Annotated in this window: 11 protein-coding genes; 7 read left to right on the plus strand and 4 right to left on the minus strand. The window is 60.4% G+C overall.

Annotated features, from left to right (window positions below; translation table 11 throughout):
* Nucleotides 1-101: 101 nt before the first annotated feature.
* A complete protein-coding gene (rpsU, locus tag VOY09_RS11570) occupies nt 102-308 on the plus strand; it encodes a 30S ribosomal protein S21 (protein ID WP_007206547.1) in 207 nt (68 codons plus the stop codon).
* Between the two features lie 173 nt (nt 309-481).
* On the opposite strand, the gene VOY09_RS11575 is transcribed toward rpsU, so the two are convergent.
* The 4 genes from VOY09_RS11575 to VOY09_RS11590 all read right to left on the minus strand — a co-directional run bounded on the left by VOY09_RS11575 (nt 482) and on the right by VOY09_RS11590 (nt 6863).
* On the minus strand, nt 482-1114 hold the full coding sequence (locus VOY09_RS11575) for a hypothetical protein (protein ID WP_322894967.1): 633 nt from the start codon (nt 1112-1114) through the stop codon (nt 482-484).
* Nucleotides 1115-1220: 106 nt separating this feature from the next.
* Nucleotides 1221-4169, minus strand: coding sequence for a DNA translocase FtsK (locus tag VOY09_RS11580; protein ID WP_322894968.1), 2949 nt, complete (start codon nt 4167-4169; stop codon nt 1221-1223).
* Between the two features lie 13 nt (nt 4170-4182).
* Entirely contained in the window at nt 4183-5358 is a 1176-nt protein-coding gene (locus VOY09_RS11585) for an aminotransferase class I/II-fold pyridoxal phosphate-dependent enzyme (protein WP_322895068.1), read from the minus strand.
* 176 nt (nt 5359-5534) lie between these two features.
* Complete coding sequence (locus tag VOY09_RS11590; RefSeq protein ID WP_322894969.1) at nt 5535-6863, minus strand: amidase; 1329 nt, start codon at nt 6861-6863, stop codon at nt 5535-5537.
* A gap of 43 nt (nt 6864-6906) precedes the next feature.
* On the opposite strand from VOY09_RS11590, the gene VOY09_RS11595 reads away from it, so the two are divergent.
* The 6 genes from VOY09_RS11595 (at nt 6907) to VOY09_RS11620 (ending at nt 15620) form a co-directional block, all read left to right on the plus strand.
* Nucleotides 6907-8154, plus strand: a complete 1248-nt coding sequence (locus tag VOY09_RS11595) for a UbiH/UbiF/VisC/COQ6 family ubiquinone biosynthesis hydroxylase (protein ID WP_322894970.1) — start codon at nt 6907-6909, stop codon at nt 8152-8154.
* 137 nt (nt 8155-8291) lie between these two features.
* Entirely contained in the window at nt 8292-9455 is a 1164-nt protein-coding gene (locus VOY09_RS11600; RefSeq protein ID WP_322894971.1) for an efflux RND transporter periplasmic adaptor subunit, read from the plus strand.
* Between the two features lie 21 nt (nt 9456-9476).
* Nucleotides 9477-12596 (plus strand): efflux RND transporter permease subunit, encoded by a 3120-nt coding sequence (locus tag VOY09_RS11605; RefSeq protein ID WP_322894972.1) that lies wholly within the window; start codon nt 9477-9479, stop codon nt 12594-12596.
* 244 nt (nt 12597-12840) lie between these two features.
* Nucleotides 12841-13758, plus strand: a complete 918-nt coding sequence (locus tag VOY09_RS11610; RefSeq protein WP_322894973.1) for a hypothetical protein — start codon at nt 12841-12843, stop codon at nt 13756-13758.
* A gap of 104 nt (nt 13759-13862) precedes the next feature.
* Nucleotides 13863-14543, plus strand: a complete 681-nt coding sequence (locus VOY09_RS11615) for a Crp/Fnr family transcriptional regulator (protein WP_322894974.1) — start codon at nt 13863-13865, stop codon at nt 14541-14543.
* A gap of 84 nt (nt 14544-14627) precedes the next feature.
* A complete protein-coding gene (locus VOY09_RS11620; protein ID WP_322894975.1) occupies nt 14628-15620 on the plus strand; it encodes a TraB/GumN family protein in 993 nt (330 codons plus the stop codon).
* Nucleotides 15621-15659: the final 39 nt, after the last annotated feature.

Consider the following 15659-nt stretch of genomic DNA (forward strand, 5'->3'; position numbering starts at 1 on the left):
GGGCTCCTGTCCTGTCGATACTGGACAAACTAGCCCATCTTTGCTATCTGGCCAACTCCTGCAATTTTGCAAATCCAACTTAGAGAGGTGGTGAAAACCACATGCAGGTAAGTGTTCGTGATAACAACGTCGATCAGGCGTTGCGTGCTCTGAAGAAAAAACTTCAGCGTGAAGGCGTATTTCGTGAAATGAAGCTCAAGCAACATTTCGAAAAGCCGTCGATCCGCAAAGCCCGTGAAAAGGCCGAAGCAATCCGCCGTCAGCGCAAGCTGGCCCGGAAAAAGCTGCAACGCGAAGGCATGCTGTAAAGCATCCCCGATTGTTGAAACGATTGACCCCCGATTGCGCAAGCAACGGGGGTTTTTTGTTGGGGGGTGCATAGTCTGCTGTGGGCGGCCAGTGGATAGCTTAGAAGTTGCGGAGGGCAGCTTTGCGGGACGAAGCGGACCTTTGCTGCGGTCGCACCAACGACCACAGTGAGCTAGGGATGTTTCAGCACTTGCTCAACCCATTTCACAAACTGATCATCTCCATTGCCGGAGATGAGATTGCCGGCTGAAGCAGGATATGTGACGCCGAGCGTCGATTGAACATGCTGCTTGACATCAACAGGATCAGGCCATCTGCCGTCGAAATACTCTGCATAGTTGTTGGAAGGCGTAGACGCCAGCGCATGCCGATTCTCCAAACTGAAATAACCCATGGTGATGAGAACTATGAATTCAGAGGCGCTATTTGTTACCTTGAAAGCTTCGCCTTCGGAACCCAAGAACACGAACGTGGCATCTTCGGCGTTCCTCCAAACAGCAAAGTGGCTGCCATCCGCTCCGCATTTGACCAAAGGCACAAGGAAATCTTCTAGCCCACTTTTTCCGAACCAACGGCGAACCAATTCAGGCTCAATGACAAAGGCCAAGTGTGACCAAATATGGTCTATGCTTTCTACTGGCATGGTTGGCATGAACAACGAGTTGGTATTCCGATATTGGAAAACCTGTTTCTTGTCTTCCAACCATTGAATGAGAGTCCAAACCTCGTTTGGCAATTCGAAGCCTTCAGGGAGTGACTTTCGCAACTCTTCTTCGAACTTCAACTTCTTTTGCATCCCAAACATCGGCTTGCCCCTTGAGAAAACCCGGCTTTCGCTGCGCGGCAAACAAATTGCAATATGGGCTCTTAGCAGTCGTCAACTAAAAACGCGTTGGCCCACCCGCTCCCTCTCAATGCTGCTCCGGCACCAAAATCTCGCGCTTGCCCACATGGTTCGCGGAGCTGACCACGCCTTCATCTTCCATCTGCTCGACCAGACGGGCGGCTTTGTTATAGCCGATTGCCAGTTTGCGCTGGATATAGCTGGTGGAACATTTGCGGTCCTTGATCACAATAGCCACTGCCGTGTCATACAGCGCGTTTTCCAGATCGGACCCGTCGCCCAGACCCAGCACCAGATCGATGCTGCTTTCCTGATCGTCTGACGGGCCTTCGACCACCCCGGACATATATTCCGGCGGACCGAAGCCTTTGAGGTGATTCACGATCTCTTCAACCTCTTCATCGCTGACAAAGGGGCCATGGACGCGCATGATCTTCGACCCGCCCGCCATATACAGCATATCGCCCATGCCCAGCAGTTGTTCGGCGCCCATTTCCCCGAGGATCGTGCGGCTGTCGATTTTCGACGTCACCTGAAACGAAATCCTTGTGGGAAAGTTCGCCTTGATCGTGCCGGTAATGACATCGACAGAAGGCCGCTGCGTCGCCATGATCAGGTGGATACCCGAGGCCCGCGCCATCTGTGCAAGGCGCTGAATGCAAGCCTCGATTTCCTTGCCCGCGACCATCATCAGATCGGCCATCTCGTCCACGATGACCACGATATAGGGCAGGACTTCGGGCTGGAATTCCTCGGTCTCGAAAATCGGATCGCCGGTCTCGTCATCAAATCCGGTCTGGACGGTGCGGCTGAACATCTCGCCTTTATCCAGCGCGTCTTTCACGCGGCCGTTAAAGCCGTCGATATTGCGCACGCCCATCTTGGACATCTTGCGATAGCGTTCTTCCATCTCGCCAACGACCCATTTCAAGGCAACGACCGCCTTTTTCGGGTCGGTCACGACAGGCGACAACAGATGCGGGATGCCGTCATAGACGGACAGTTCCAGCATCTTGGGGTCGATCATGATCATCCGGCATTCCTGCGGCGTCAGCTTATAGAGCAGCGACAGGATCATCGTGTTGATGGCCACGGATTTACCCGACCCGGTGGTCCCCGCGATCAACAGGTGCGGCATTTTCGCCAGATTGGCGATGATCGGTTCCCCACCGATATCTTTGCCCAAGGCAAGCGGCAGTTTCTGGTTGCTGTCACCGAAATCGCGATGCGACAGGATTTCGCGGAGCACGACCTTTTCGCGCACCTCATTGGGCAATTCGATCCCGATGACCGACCGGCCCGGCACGGTGGACACACGCGCCGACAGCGCGGACATCGACCGCGCGATATCATCGGCAAGGCCGATGACGCGGCTGGCTTTCAGGCCCGGCGCGGGTTCGAGTTCATACATCGTCACGACAGGGCCGGGGCGGACGGCGACAATCTCGCCCTTCACGCCGTAATCATCCAGCACGCTTTCCAGCATCCGGGCGTTTTCGCTGAGCGACTCGTCGCTCAGATGCAGGCGGGTGATCTCTGCCGGGTTGGTCAGAAGCGACAAGGGCGGGCGTTCATAATCGGCATAGGGGTCTTCGAATTTCAACGCTGGCTGCGCCTCGGCCACGGCCTGTCGCGATGGCTGCACCGGGCGTTTGACCGGATGCTGGACCACATTGCGCGGTTCCATCATCGGCGGTGCCGCGGGGATATGCGCCGGCGGGATCGGCACATGGGGCGTGGCCATGCGCGGCGCGTCGTCGTCTTCGAATGGGATGTCATCCTCAAAGGCGATATCATCCTCGAACACCGCCTCATCCTCGTCCGGCTCCGGCGTCACCAGCGGCGGATAAGGCGCATAGACCAAGGGTTTCGGGCCACGCCCAGCCGTCAGCGACGGTTCGATCCGCACACCAGTCGGCGATGGCGGCACAGCACGGCTGCGGATCGCATCGGCGATGCGGGCAGAGACGCGGGCGGTATCGGGGGCCGGTTCATCGGCGGTCAGCCGTGGCTCGCGCGTGACCAGTTCCGGTTCCGGCATCGGCTCATTGCGGCGCAACAAGCCAGACAGGAACCCGCCACTGCTGGGCGCAGGCTCTGCCGGTGTATGGCGTGCGGGTGCCGCCAAAGGCGGTGGTGCTGCGGGAATAGCCGCCGGTGTCATCTGCGGTTCTTCACCATAGAATGTGGGCTGCGGCCTCACAACAGCCGCCGCCCGCAAGCGGCTTTCAAAATCGGGCGAGGTCAAAGGCTTGGGCCGCTCGACCGGCACATCACTGGCATAGGGATCATGAAACGCCTTGGCTTGATTGCGCCGCGCCTGCACCGCAGCGGTGGCCGCCTGCGCGCCTTGGGCGGACAGGACAGCGCCCTTGCCCACCAGCCGCAACATGAAATCATAGATCAACACCGTGCCAAGCATGGCAAAGCGCAACCCTTTGCGCAGTTCAGGCCGGGTAAAGCCCAAAAGGAACGTCATCAACACCACCAGCAGGACAGCGGCGAGGAAGGACAGCAGCTTCACCCCGAAGACCGTGCCAAAGGGCAGGATCGTCAGCAACACGCCCAGCACGGTATCGCCAAACAGCCCCCCCATGCCGAAATTGGCAGGCCAATCCGCGCCGGGTGTGACCGTCGCGGCATAGATTGACGCGACGACAACGCCGACCGGCGCGAACATCGCCCGCCCGATCACGCGTTCTTGCCCGTAATGGAACACAAACCGCCCGCCCGCCGCAATCAGCGTCGCGGCAATGACCCAGGCCCCGAGTCCGATCACCATCATCAACGGGGCAGCCATCGACGCGCCGAAATGGCCCAGCCAGTTCTGCACCGGCGCATCGGTCGCGGAAATCCAGCTGGGGTCATCCGGCGAATAGGTCCCGATCACCACGGCAAAAAGCGCACCCGCAATGATCAGCGCGATGCCAACCAATTCGCGGCTGCGCTTTTCCAGTGCGGCCTGCGTATTGCTGTCAAAAAGCGGATCGCGCTGCCGTGACTGATATGACGCCATGTCGTGTCCCCTCTTAATACAAACAATCGCGGATCAAAGTCAGACCGCGCTGCATTTCCTGTGTCGGTGCCACCAGGGCGACCCGGATATAGCCTGCACCGGGGTTTTCACCCGCGACATCACGGCTCAGATACGCGCCCGGCAGCACCCGCACGCCGGTCTCCTGCCACAGCTTGACCGCCGCCGCCTCGCCATCATCTACCGCCAGCCACAGGAAAAACCCCGCCTGCGGCGACTGATAGCCGGGCACATGCCCAAGGATCTCATCGGCGATCTCATACTTACGGTGATAAAGCGCGCGGTTTTCCACCACATGGCCTTCATCCGCCCAGACGGCAGCAGCGACCGATTGCAGCGGCCCCGGCAAAGGCGCGCCGGCAAAGGCACGTAGCTGGCGCAGGCGCGCCACCGACTTCAGCCCACCGGCAGCGAAACCGCACCGCAAGCCCGGCAGGTTTGACCGTTTCGACAAGGATTGAAAAATCAGCACACGGTCCGGGTCAGCACCCATCTTGGTAGCAATTTCCAGCGCACCGGGGGGCGGAGCTTCGCGGTAAATCTCGGAATAGCATTCATCAGCGAAGATCATGAAATCATGCTCTTCGGCCAAGGTGATCAGATCGCGCCAATAACCTTCTGACGCCACAGCGCCCTGCGGATTGGCGGGCGAACAGACATAGGCAATCGCCGTGCGGCGCAAAACATCCACCGGCAGGCTGGCAAAATCAGGCAGATGCCCGGTCTCGGCAGTGGCCGCCACATAAACCGGCTCTGCCCCCACCGACAAAGCAGCGACGCCATAAACCGGATAAAACGGATTGGGCGTCAGCACGACCGGGCGCGGGCCATTCTTCGTCTCAGGGCACAACGCCATCGCGGCATTATAAAGCCCTTCACGCGTGCCATTCAGCGCGATGATTTGATCAGTTGAGACCTCAAGCCCATAGCGGCGCTGCAAAAACCCCGCCATTGCGGCCAGTAAATCGGCCTGCCCTTCATTGCTGGGATAGGAATTGAAGCCCGCCAGATGCGCCTCCAGCAGCGGACCAACAAAGGCGGGAAAGGCATGGCGCGGCTCGCCGATCGTCATGTTGATGACGTCAGGGGCTGTGGTCGGCACGTCCAAAAGCGCACGCAGGCGTGGCCAAGTCGCAACCGGAAGGTCCGAAAACCGCGCGGGAAAATCCATAACTGCCTCAATTCGCGGGATCATTTCGCCCCGCTTTGATTGCAAACTAACGCAGCCAAGGCGCTTGTGTCCAGCACCCGCCACGCTTTGGCGGGAATTTGTGGCTTTTCAGACCATTCCTGCCCATCGTCCGAGCCTAAATATCCCCGCCGGAGGCATAAAATCTTTTTGGGTGCTTACCCCAAAACCCGCGCCGCCGCTGCCGCCAAACGCAGCAACTGCGCCTCTGACCCGTTCTGCCCGTTGAACGTGATCCCACAGGACGGCACACCCACCGGCAAGGTGATCGAACAGACATCCAGCAAATTCGCTACCCTTGTATTGCGCAAGGCCAGCAAATTCTCGGATTTGTAATAGGCGTCATCCGTCAACAACCGTTCTGCATTCGGCGGCAACAGCGGCGCGGTCGGCATGATCACCGCGTCGAATTGCGCGGTCTCGGCGGCGTATTCCTTGCGGATGCCGCGCAAGACATTCCAGCCCGCCACGAAATCCGGGCCGGACACGGTTTTGCCACCCCGCACGCGTTCCAATATCTGCGGGAACATCTTTTCAGGATGCGCCTCGACCAAATCGCGCCACCAGCCATAGCTTTCGGCGGCATAAAGATTGCCCGCGACGTTGAACGCATCAAACAATTGCGAAAAATAGCGGTGCTCGATCTGCGCGCCAGCGGCCTTCAACCGCGCCACCGCGCCTTCAAACGCCGCGCGCGGCACGTCGCGCACATCATCGGGCGCGATCGTATCCAGCACCATCAGCCGCACACCGCGCAGCTCGACGCCAGCCAGATCAACAGGCTTTGCCCCTGCCAAAGCCGCCAACAACAAAGCCGCATCCTCGACCGACCGGCACAAAGGCCCGACCGTATCGAAGGTCAGACACAAGGGCACGACACCTTCCAGCGACAAAAGCCCGTGGCTGGTTTTCAACCCGACCAGATCATTCCACGCCGCCGGTATCCGCACCGACCCGCCGGTATCCGTGCCGATCCCCGCCGCTGCGAGGCCGAACGCGACCGAGGCAGCTGCCCCCGAGGATGATCCCCCCGCCACGGCATTCACGTCATTCACACAGGGCGAGGTCGCGGTGATCGGGTTCAGGCCGAGACCGGAAAAGGCGATCTCGGACATATGCGTCTTGCCCAGACAGACCAGCCCCGCCGCTGTCGCATGTTCCAACACCACGGCATCACGCTCCGGCACACGGCCCGCCATCAGCGCGGTCCCCGCCTCGGTCCCGATCCCGGCGCTGTCGAACAGGTCTTTCCACGACACCGGCACACCATCCAGAGGCCCGCGGCGGAACCCGGATGCGGCCCGCTCTGAGGCGGCTTTCGCCTCGGCCCGCGCGCGGTCATGCGTGACGCGGGCATAAATGCGGTCGCGGTATTCATGGGCGTCGATGGCGTCCAGATAGGCCTCGGTCAATGCGACGGGATCAATTGTTCCTGTGGCAATGCCCCGTCCCAGATCGGCGGCAGTCTGCCAGCGCCAGTCTTGCATATTCATACTCCTGTTTGGCGGGACCCTAGCGGCGCAAAGGCGCATGGACAATCCCGCGTGGGGGCGCATATTGAACCGCATGAAGAATGATATCATCATCGTGGGCGGCGGGTTGAACGGACCCGCCTTGGCATTGGCAGCAGCACAGGCCGGTTTCACCGTGACAGTGATCGACAGCCTGCCGGTCCCGGTCCACAAAGACCCCGATTTTGACGGGCGCAGTTACGCGCTGGCGCTGACCTCGATGCGGCTGTTGCGCGGCATCGGCATCTGGCCGGTGATCGCCGCCAAAGCCCAGCCGATGCTGGAAATCAAGGTCACCGACGGTCGCGTGGGCGAAGGCCCCAGCCCCTGGATGATGCATTTCGACCATGCCGAGATCGAGGAAGGCCCGATGGGCTATCTCGTCGAGGACCGGCACCTGCGCCGTGCTTTTCTTGACGCGATGGCAACGGACGAAAGGATCACGCATCTGGCCGGTGAAACCGTGGTCGGCCAAACGGTGACACCCGGCGGTGTGACCGTCACGCTGGCGTCCGGCGAAACACGCGAAGCCACATTGCTGATCGGATCAGACGGCCGCAAAAGCGGCACTGCCGAACGTGCCGGGATCAAGCGCACCGGCTGGGATTATGGGCAGACCGCCGTTGTCTGCGCCGTGGCGCATGACAAACCGCATCATGGCATCGCGCATCAATTCTTCATGCCCGCGGGCCCTTTAGCGATCCTGCCGCTGACCGAAAACCGCAGTTCGATTGTGTGGAGCGAAAAAACCGCCCGCGCCAAGACCCTGATGGCCTTGAACAATGCGGATTTCCTTGACGCATTGAAACCCGCCTTCGGCAGTTTCCTCGGCCAGATCAGCCTGACCGGCGCGCGATTCAGCTATCCTTTGAACCTGACGCTGGCCAACAGCCTGATCGCGGATCGTATCGCGCTGATCGGCGATGCCGCACATGGCATCCACCCGATTGCCGGGCAGGGCCTGAACGCGGGCCTGCGCGATGTCGCCGCCCTCGCCGATGTGCTGACCACAGCGCGCAGCCGGGGCGAGGATATCGGCAGCGGCCAGACGCTCGCGCGCTATCAGGCATGGCGGCGGCTCGACACAGCAACGCTGGCGCTCGCCACCGACACATTCAACCGGCTGTTTTCCAACGACAACCCGCTGCTCCGCGCCGCGCGCGATATCGGCATGGGCCTGATCAACGGCGCGCCTAGGCTGCGGCGCGGCTTCATGCGGCAAGCGGCGGGGCTGAGCGGCGATCTGCCGAAACTGATGCAAGGCTAGGCAGGCGCGCTGCAAATGCCCCCATCTGCGGCCCGATACGCCGCGTTCACGGTTTTTTGCTTGGGTTCCCGAAACCGGGCGCTATATCGCTGGGACGACGACGATTTTTCTCTCATCTTGACCTAACGGGAATTGGCATGAATTTGGTGAAACAGCTTGTTCTAGGCGGCCTCGCCATTGTCGTCACCTTTGCCATATGGGCAATTTACGTGCCATCCGCCGCCCCCTATCTGGACCGGATCGGATTTTACAACCTGATCGGGATAGACCCACCCGCAGTGGAAGAGGATCAGGCGCGCGGCTTTGGTGACGGCGCAACGCAAGTCGTTGTGGCCCCAGCCACCGCCGGTCAGGTCAATGCCCGTGTGTCGGCCATCGGCGATGGGCGTGCGGCGCAGACCGTGACGATCCGGTCGGTCACCACGGGTATCATCAGCGATCTGCCTATCGCCCCCGGCAGCTATGTCGAACAAGGCGCACTGGTCGCCCAGATGGATGATGCCGCCGAACAGATTGCCGTCGAACGGGCGCGGCTGATGCTGACCGATGTGACTGATGAATTTGACCGCATCAGCCAGCTTGGATCATCCGGCACTGTCGCGGGGGCAAGCATCCGTGCCGCCGAACTCGCGCTGCGCACAGCCGAACTGGAAGTTGAACAAGCCGAATTTGATCTGCAACAGCGGCGCATCACCGCCCCGATCAGCGGCTGGGTCGGGCTGTTGGATGCAGGTCAGGGCGACCGGATCGGCGCACAAGAACCGATTGCCGTGATCACCGACCGGTCCAGCCTGCAAATCGATTTCCGCGTGCCGGAACGCTATATCAACGATCTGTCCATCGGCATGGTCATTGATGTGACCCCGCTATCGCGCCCTGATCAGGTGATGCAGGGCGAAATTGCAGCGCTTGATAACGTGGTCGACCGCGCCAGCCGGACGCTGCGTGTGCAAGGCAGACTGGACAACGAAGATGATCGTTTGCGTGCTGGTCAGGCCTTTTCCGTCAGCCTGTCTTTTCCGGGCGAAGACCTGCCCGCCGTCGATCCGCTGGCGATCCAATGGGCAGGCGACGGGTCTTACATCTGGGTCGCCGAAGAGGATGAGGCCCGCCGTGTCCCCGTGACCATCCGTCAACGCAACAGCGACAGCGTCGTTGTCGAAGGTGATCTGTCCCCCGGCGATCTGGTGATCATCGAAGGGGTGCAGAACCTGCGCCCCGGCGCGCCCGTCGACATCGTCACCGATACTGCCGTGCAGACCGGGTCAACAGCACAGAACGGCGCGTTGCGCGAACTTTGATCGCCTGAAAGGAAGCCACTGATGAAACAGCAGACTGCCGAAAAAGCCGGATATTCAGGCACAGCGCTGTTCGTCCGCCGACCGATCCTTGCTTTCGTTCTCAGCGCGTTGATCATCATCGCGGGTCTGGCCAGCCTTGTCGGGGTCGAGGTCCGTGAATTGCCCAATGTCGACCGTCCGGTTATTTCCGTCTCGACCGATTTTGCCGGCGCCTCGCCTGAAACCGTGGATCAGGAGGTCACCGGCCGGATCGAAGGGGCGGTCGGTCGCGTCGCCGGTGTGCAATCAATCTCCTCCACCTCGCGGTTCGGCAGCAGCCGGGTCACGCTGGAATTCGCCAGCGATGCCGACATCGACGTCGCCGCGACGGATGTGCGCGATGCCGTCGCCCGGATCACCAACAGCCTGCCCGACGGGGCAGAAACGCCGCGCATCGTCAAGGCCGATGCTGACGCCCAGCCTGTCGTGCGGATCGCTGTCACCTCCTCCACCCGCAGCGCGCAGGACCTGACAAGGCTCGTCAATGAAGAGGTGGAAGACCAGCTGATCTCCATCGACGGGGTCGCCGATCTGCAAGTCTATGGCGAGCGGACGCCGATTTTTCGTATCGATATCAACCTGATGGAACTTGCCAGCCGGGGCCTAACCTTGGCCGATCTGCGCAACACTTTGGCGAATGTCGCCTATGATGCCCCTGCGGGCGATTTGTCCGGCGACCGCCAGTCCATCAACGTCCGCACCACCGCCGCCGTCGGCACGCCCGAAGCGTTCGAGGATCTGGTGATCGCCGAGAATGTCCGCGTCGGCGATGTGGCGCAGGTGACCTTGGGCCCTGCCCCGAATGAATCGATCCTGCGGGCGAATGGCGAAACCGGGCTGGGCCTTGGCGTCGTGCGGCAGGCGACCAGCAACACGCTTGCGATTTCCGCAGGGGTGCAGGAAGCGGTTGAAAACCTGCGTCAGACCCTGCCTGACGATGTGAGTATCTTTATTACTTCGGACGATGCCATTTTCATCAGCGGCTCGATTGAGGAAGTGTTGAAAACGCTGCTGATGGCCGTTGCCATTGTGGTTGTGGTGATCTTCATCTTCCTGCGCGATTTTCGCGCCACGCTGATCCCGGTGCTGACCATTCCGGTCGCGCTCATCGGGACAATCGCCGCGATCTATATGGTCGGTTTTTCGGTCAATATCCTGACGCTGCTGGCGCTGGTGCTGGCGACCGGCATGGTCGTGGATGACGCCATCGTCGTGTTGGAAAACATCGTGCGCCGCCGGGGCGAAGGCATGGGCCCCCGCGCCGCTGCGGTTTTGGGCACGCAAGAGGTGTTCTTTGCCGTTGTCACAACCACCGCCACATTGGCCGCCGTGTTCATCCCGCTGTCCTTTCTGCCGGGTCAGGCGGGCGGGCTGTTCCGCGAATTCGGCTTTACGCTGGCCTTTGCGGTCGGCCTGTCCTCCATCGTCGCGCTCAGCCTTTGCCCGGTGCTGGCCAGCCGGTTGCTGCGCGAAGATATGGGTGATCCCGGCAAAAGTGGCGGCTTGTTCGGCTGGATCGGGGATAAGCTGGCGGCGTTTTATGCCACCACCCTGCGTGGGGCGCTGAATTACCCTGTCGTCATCGTCATCGTCGCGGTCCTCTTTGCCGCAACCGCCGCGATGATGGCCACCGGCATCCGCCAGGAACTGACCCCACCCGAAGACCGCGCAACCGCCCTTCTGAGCATTTCAGCCCCGCAAGGCGTATCACTGGAATATACTGCCGCCAAAATGCGCGAGATCGAGGATCTGATCCAACCTCTACGCGACAGCGGTGAGATCGTGAACCTGTTTTCCATCTCTGGCACCGGCTCGGGCTCGCGGGGCTTCATGGTCATGTCGCTGGCCGATTGGAACGACCGCGACCGCAGCCAGCAAGAAATCGTGGCCGACATCAACAGCGCTTTGCGCAATGTGATTGGCGTGCGCGCTTTCGCGATTCAGCCCAATTCACTGGGTATTCGCGGCGCCGGGCGCGGGCTGACCTTTGCGGTGACAGGCAATGATTATGACCAATTGCAGACTGTGGCCGAAGAATTGGTCGCGCAAATGCAGGAAAACCCCGATTTCGGGCAGGTCCGGCTGGAATATGAAACCACGCAACCGCAGCTTTTTATCGAAATAGACCGCACCCGCGCATCCGATCTGGGGATTGATATCACCGGCCTTGGTGATGCTTTGCGCGCCGTACTAGACGGGCGCAGCGTTGGCACGGTGTTCATCGACGACACCAGCTATGACATTCAGATGCTGGCCACGACGACACCGGTGAATGATCCAGGTGACCTCGAAAACGTCTTTGTGCAGGCACAGGACGGCCAGATGGTGCCGCTGTCCACCTTTGTCAGCCTCGAAGAACGCGCCGTCGCGCCTGAGTTGGAACGTGAAGGGCAGAACCGGTCGGTCGAAATTTCCGCCGGCCTGACATCTGACATAGCGCTTGGTGCCGCTTTGGCCGAAGCACAGCGCATCGCGGATGATGTGCTGGAACCGCAAAACCAGATCGTGCCGCTGGCCGAGGCGGCGACTTTGGACGAAACATCATCAGGCTTGCTCCTGACCTTCGGATTTGCACTTTTAGTCGTGTTTCTGGTGCTTTCGGCACAGTTTGAAAGCTTTATCTCAGCCATCGTCGTCATGGCCACGGTGCCTTTGGGCATCGCCTGCGCGATGATTGCGCTGGTCCTCACGGATCTGAGCCTGAACCTTTACAGCCAGATCGGGCTGGTCATGCTGATCGGGATCATGGCCAAGAACGGTATCCTGATCGTCGAATTCGCCAATCAACTGCGCGACCGCGGCGAAACGATCCGCGATGCGATCCAGAACGCCAGCAATGTGCGTCTGCGGCCGGTGATGATGACCATGATCTCAACCGTGCTGGGCGGCGTGCCGCTGATTCTGTCCTTTGGCGCGGGCGCCGAAGCGCGCGAGGCTTTGGGCTGGGTCATTGTCGGTGGGCTGGGGCTTGCGACGCTCTCGACTCTCTACCTGACGCCGGTTGCCTATCTGCTGCTGGCAGGATTCTCCAAACCAAAGGCTGAAGAGGAAAACCGTCTAATCCGGGAATTGGAAAATGCAATTGGGATTGAGGCACCGTAAACGTTTTACAAAACAATTATACGAAAGCCGACTTTTGAAAATATTTTACTTTGTGTCAAAACGCACAAAGAAAAACCACAATCACGGAATAGTGTTCAGCAGTTAATTTATTGTTTCGCGTTGTATTATGAGAAATTTTTTCGATCCTGTCCTGCCAAGTGAGGACGCTCTTTGGTGCTGGTTCTTACGAGGTGAAGGCAGAGCGGGCGACGCCGTCGAACGCATTCTGCATAACGTTGGCGCCATGGATTATTCTGGTTGGGCGGATTGGCAGCCCAGCCCGCTGACCAACACGGGCTCCCCCGCCGAAATAATGTTTCGCGCAGGCCAAAACGCGCTTCGCGTGACCGTCGAGGTTGATGATCCGGCCACCGCCCCAACAAGACGATTGAACAAAGCCTGTGCTGCGATGGCAGCATTGGGCGGCACGCCGCCCGACCCAATTCTGTGCGACATTATCGCCTTGGCGCAAGCCAGAGGTCCGCTGACCTATGGCGCCCGGCTGCAGATCACCCACACCGGCGACAGATGCGACACGGTATTATTGGTTGAACTGCCCGCCCAAGGGGCTGGCCTTGCCAGACATCTGATGCCGGAAGTCGGTGCAGGTCTGGCGCTGATCGACCAGCCGTTGCACCTGACCATGCTCAGCTATGATGGCAAAAGCGGTGCGCTGAGCCTGCATGGTACCATCTTTGGCGCGACAAGGCACCATCTGCCGCCACTGGCGGATATTTCGGGTGTGGCCCCCGACTGGCTCGCGATGGCGATTGACGGGTTGGCAGAGATAGGCACAAAAGACCCATTTCCGGCGACCAACCTCGGCTTCAGCTTTGCCGCCAAGACGCCGGGTCAGCCGCCAGAACTGACTGTCTTTCTTGCCGCGAAAGAGCTTTTTGGCAATGATGACAAATCTTTTCAGCGAGTCATGGCCTGCGGTGGCCGTCGCATGCGGGGCTATGCAGCCTTGCTGCAACAGACCCATCCGGCCCCTCCGGGGATGACCCTGCACGGCCAGATCGGCCTGACCGCCCGGGCCGGCAATCCGCCGGTTTTGTCAGTCAACGTCGCCGCGCCCTGGTCACGTCAACCGGCCAACCCGCTACAGTCCGAGGATGGATTGGAGGATGCTGACTTGGAACTCCGCGTATCCTGTCTATAGTTGCACGGAGGAGACCCCCACCATATGCACTGGCTACCCCAGCCCTTACCCGCCAAAGGCGTGCGACATGACACGCCAATGGCGTGCCGCACGATGGTCCCCATATGACTCCAGAACAGCTTTTGTCATATCAGCTGCCGCTGTTCGATGGCCTGTCCTCAACTGATCTCGCGAATATCCCGCTGGCCGTGACAGAACAGCGTGTGCAGGCATGGCAGACGATCTTTGACCAGCAGGACCGGTCCTTTGGTCTGTACTTCCTGCTTTCGGGCCGCCTGCTTGCGGTGCTGCACACCCCCGACGGGCGCGAGATCGTGATTTCGCGCTTTTCTACCGGCGAATATTTTGGCGAGCTTGCCGCAATCGACGGGTTGCCACGCTCGCTCGCGGTTCTGGCAAAGACCGATGCGACCCTGCTGGCGATGCAGCGCACCACCTTTCTGGCACTGTTTGACGCGGTACCAGCGATCCGCCGCAAGGTGGCGGGCGGGCTGGCGGCACGGATCAGGTCCCTGACCGAACGCAATGTCGAAATGGCCACGCTAAGCGTCGAACAAAGAGTCTGCGCCTACATCCTGCGTCTGGCTGCGGGACAAGGTGCAGCCTCGCCCGGCACGATGCTGGACCCTGCCCCGACCCATGCCGAAATTGCCGGCTACATCGGGACAAGCCGGGAAATGGTCAGCCGCTCGATCAGCCGCCTGTCACGCCAGGGCGTGATCAGCGCCGCGCGCCAGCGGATCGAGATTGTCGATCCCGATGCGATGGCGGAACTGCTGGTCTGAATAGCGCGCATCATCGCCTGCGTGACAATTGACCCCGCTCTGTCAGCGCGTAAGGTCGCATCACCAGACCCAAAGGATATGCCGATGCTGCTGCGCGCGATGACCACTGCCGCCCTGTTTCTGACCGCCAGCCATGCCGCGGCGCAATGCACCGGCACAAGCTATCTTGACCTGTTGCGCGACGACCAGCGGGCAGAGCTTGACCAGGCGACTGCCGACATGCCCTTTGCCGAAGGGCTGATCTGGGACGCCACCCGTGATGGACAGGCGATCACGCTTGTCGGCACGATGCATATCTTTGACCCGCGGCTGGTGCCCGTCTACGATATGATCAGTCAGGACATCAGCGCCGCCGATCTGGTCCTGCTCGAAGCGACCCCCGACGACCAGCGCGCGTTGGAAATATTGCTGGCCGATCAGCCCGATATGGTCCTGATCACCAACGGGCCGACCCTGCCCGAGCTGCTCGACAACGACACATGGGCGCTGCTTTCTGCCGCCTCCACCGATCGCGGCGTGCCGGGTTTCATGGCAGCACAGATGCAGCCTTGGTATCTGTCGATCATCCTCGCCATCCCGCCCTGCGCAATGGCAGGGCTGACCAGCGGGGTTGACGGGCTGGACGGGATGATCAGCACATTGGCGCAGGAAAATGATGTGCCGATGCAGGCGCTCGAACCGATGACCACATTGTTCGACATCTTTCAGACCCTCTCCATGGACGATCAGATCGACATGCTGCGGCTCAGCCTGATCAGCCCGGACATGCAGGAACAGATGTTTGTCGCCATGCTCGACAGCTATTTCAGCGGTCAGATCGGGCAGCTGTGGGAAATGTCCCGGATCGCGGCCAGCGACACCCCCGGCCTTGACCCGGAACTGGGTGCCACAGCCTTTGCAGATATGGCCGAGGCGCTACTTTACCAACGCAACCGCGACTGGATGCCCGTGATCGCCGAGGCGATGACGGACCACGACACCATCGTCGCCGCCTTTGGCGCAGCCCATCTGATCGGCGAAGAAGGCGTGCTGCAGTTTCTGGAAAATGACGGTTGGGAGCTGCAAAGACGCTACTGAACCGCATCTTCCGAGCATAAATATCCCCGCCGGAGGCTA

Origin of the sequence: Yoonia sp. 67-2 (genome assembly GCF_035117555.1) — a bacterium.
In the GTDB taxonomy this organism is placed as follows: Bacteria; Pseudomonadota; Alphaproteobacteria; order Rhodobacterales; family Rhodobacteraceae; genus Yoonia.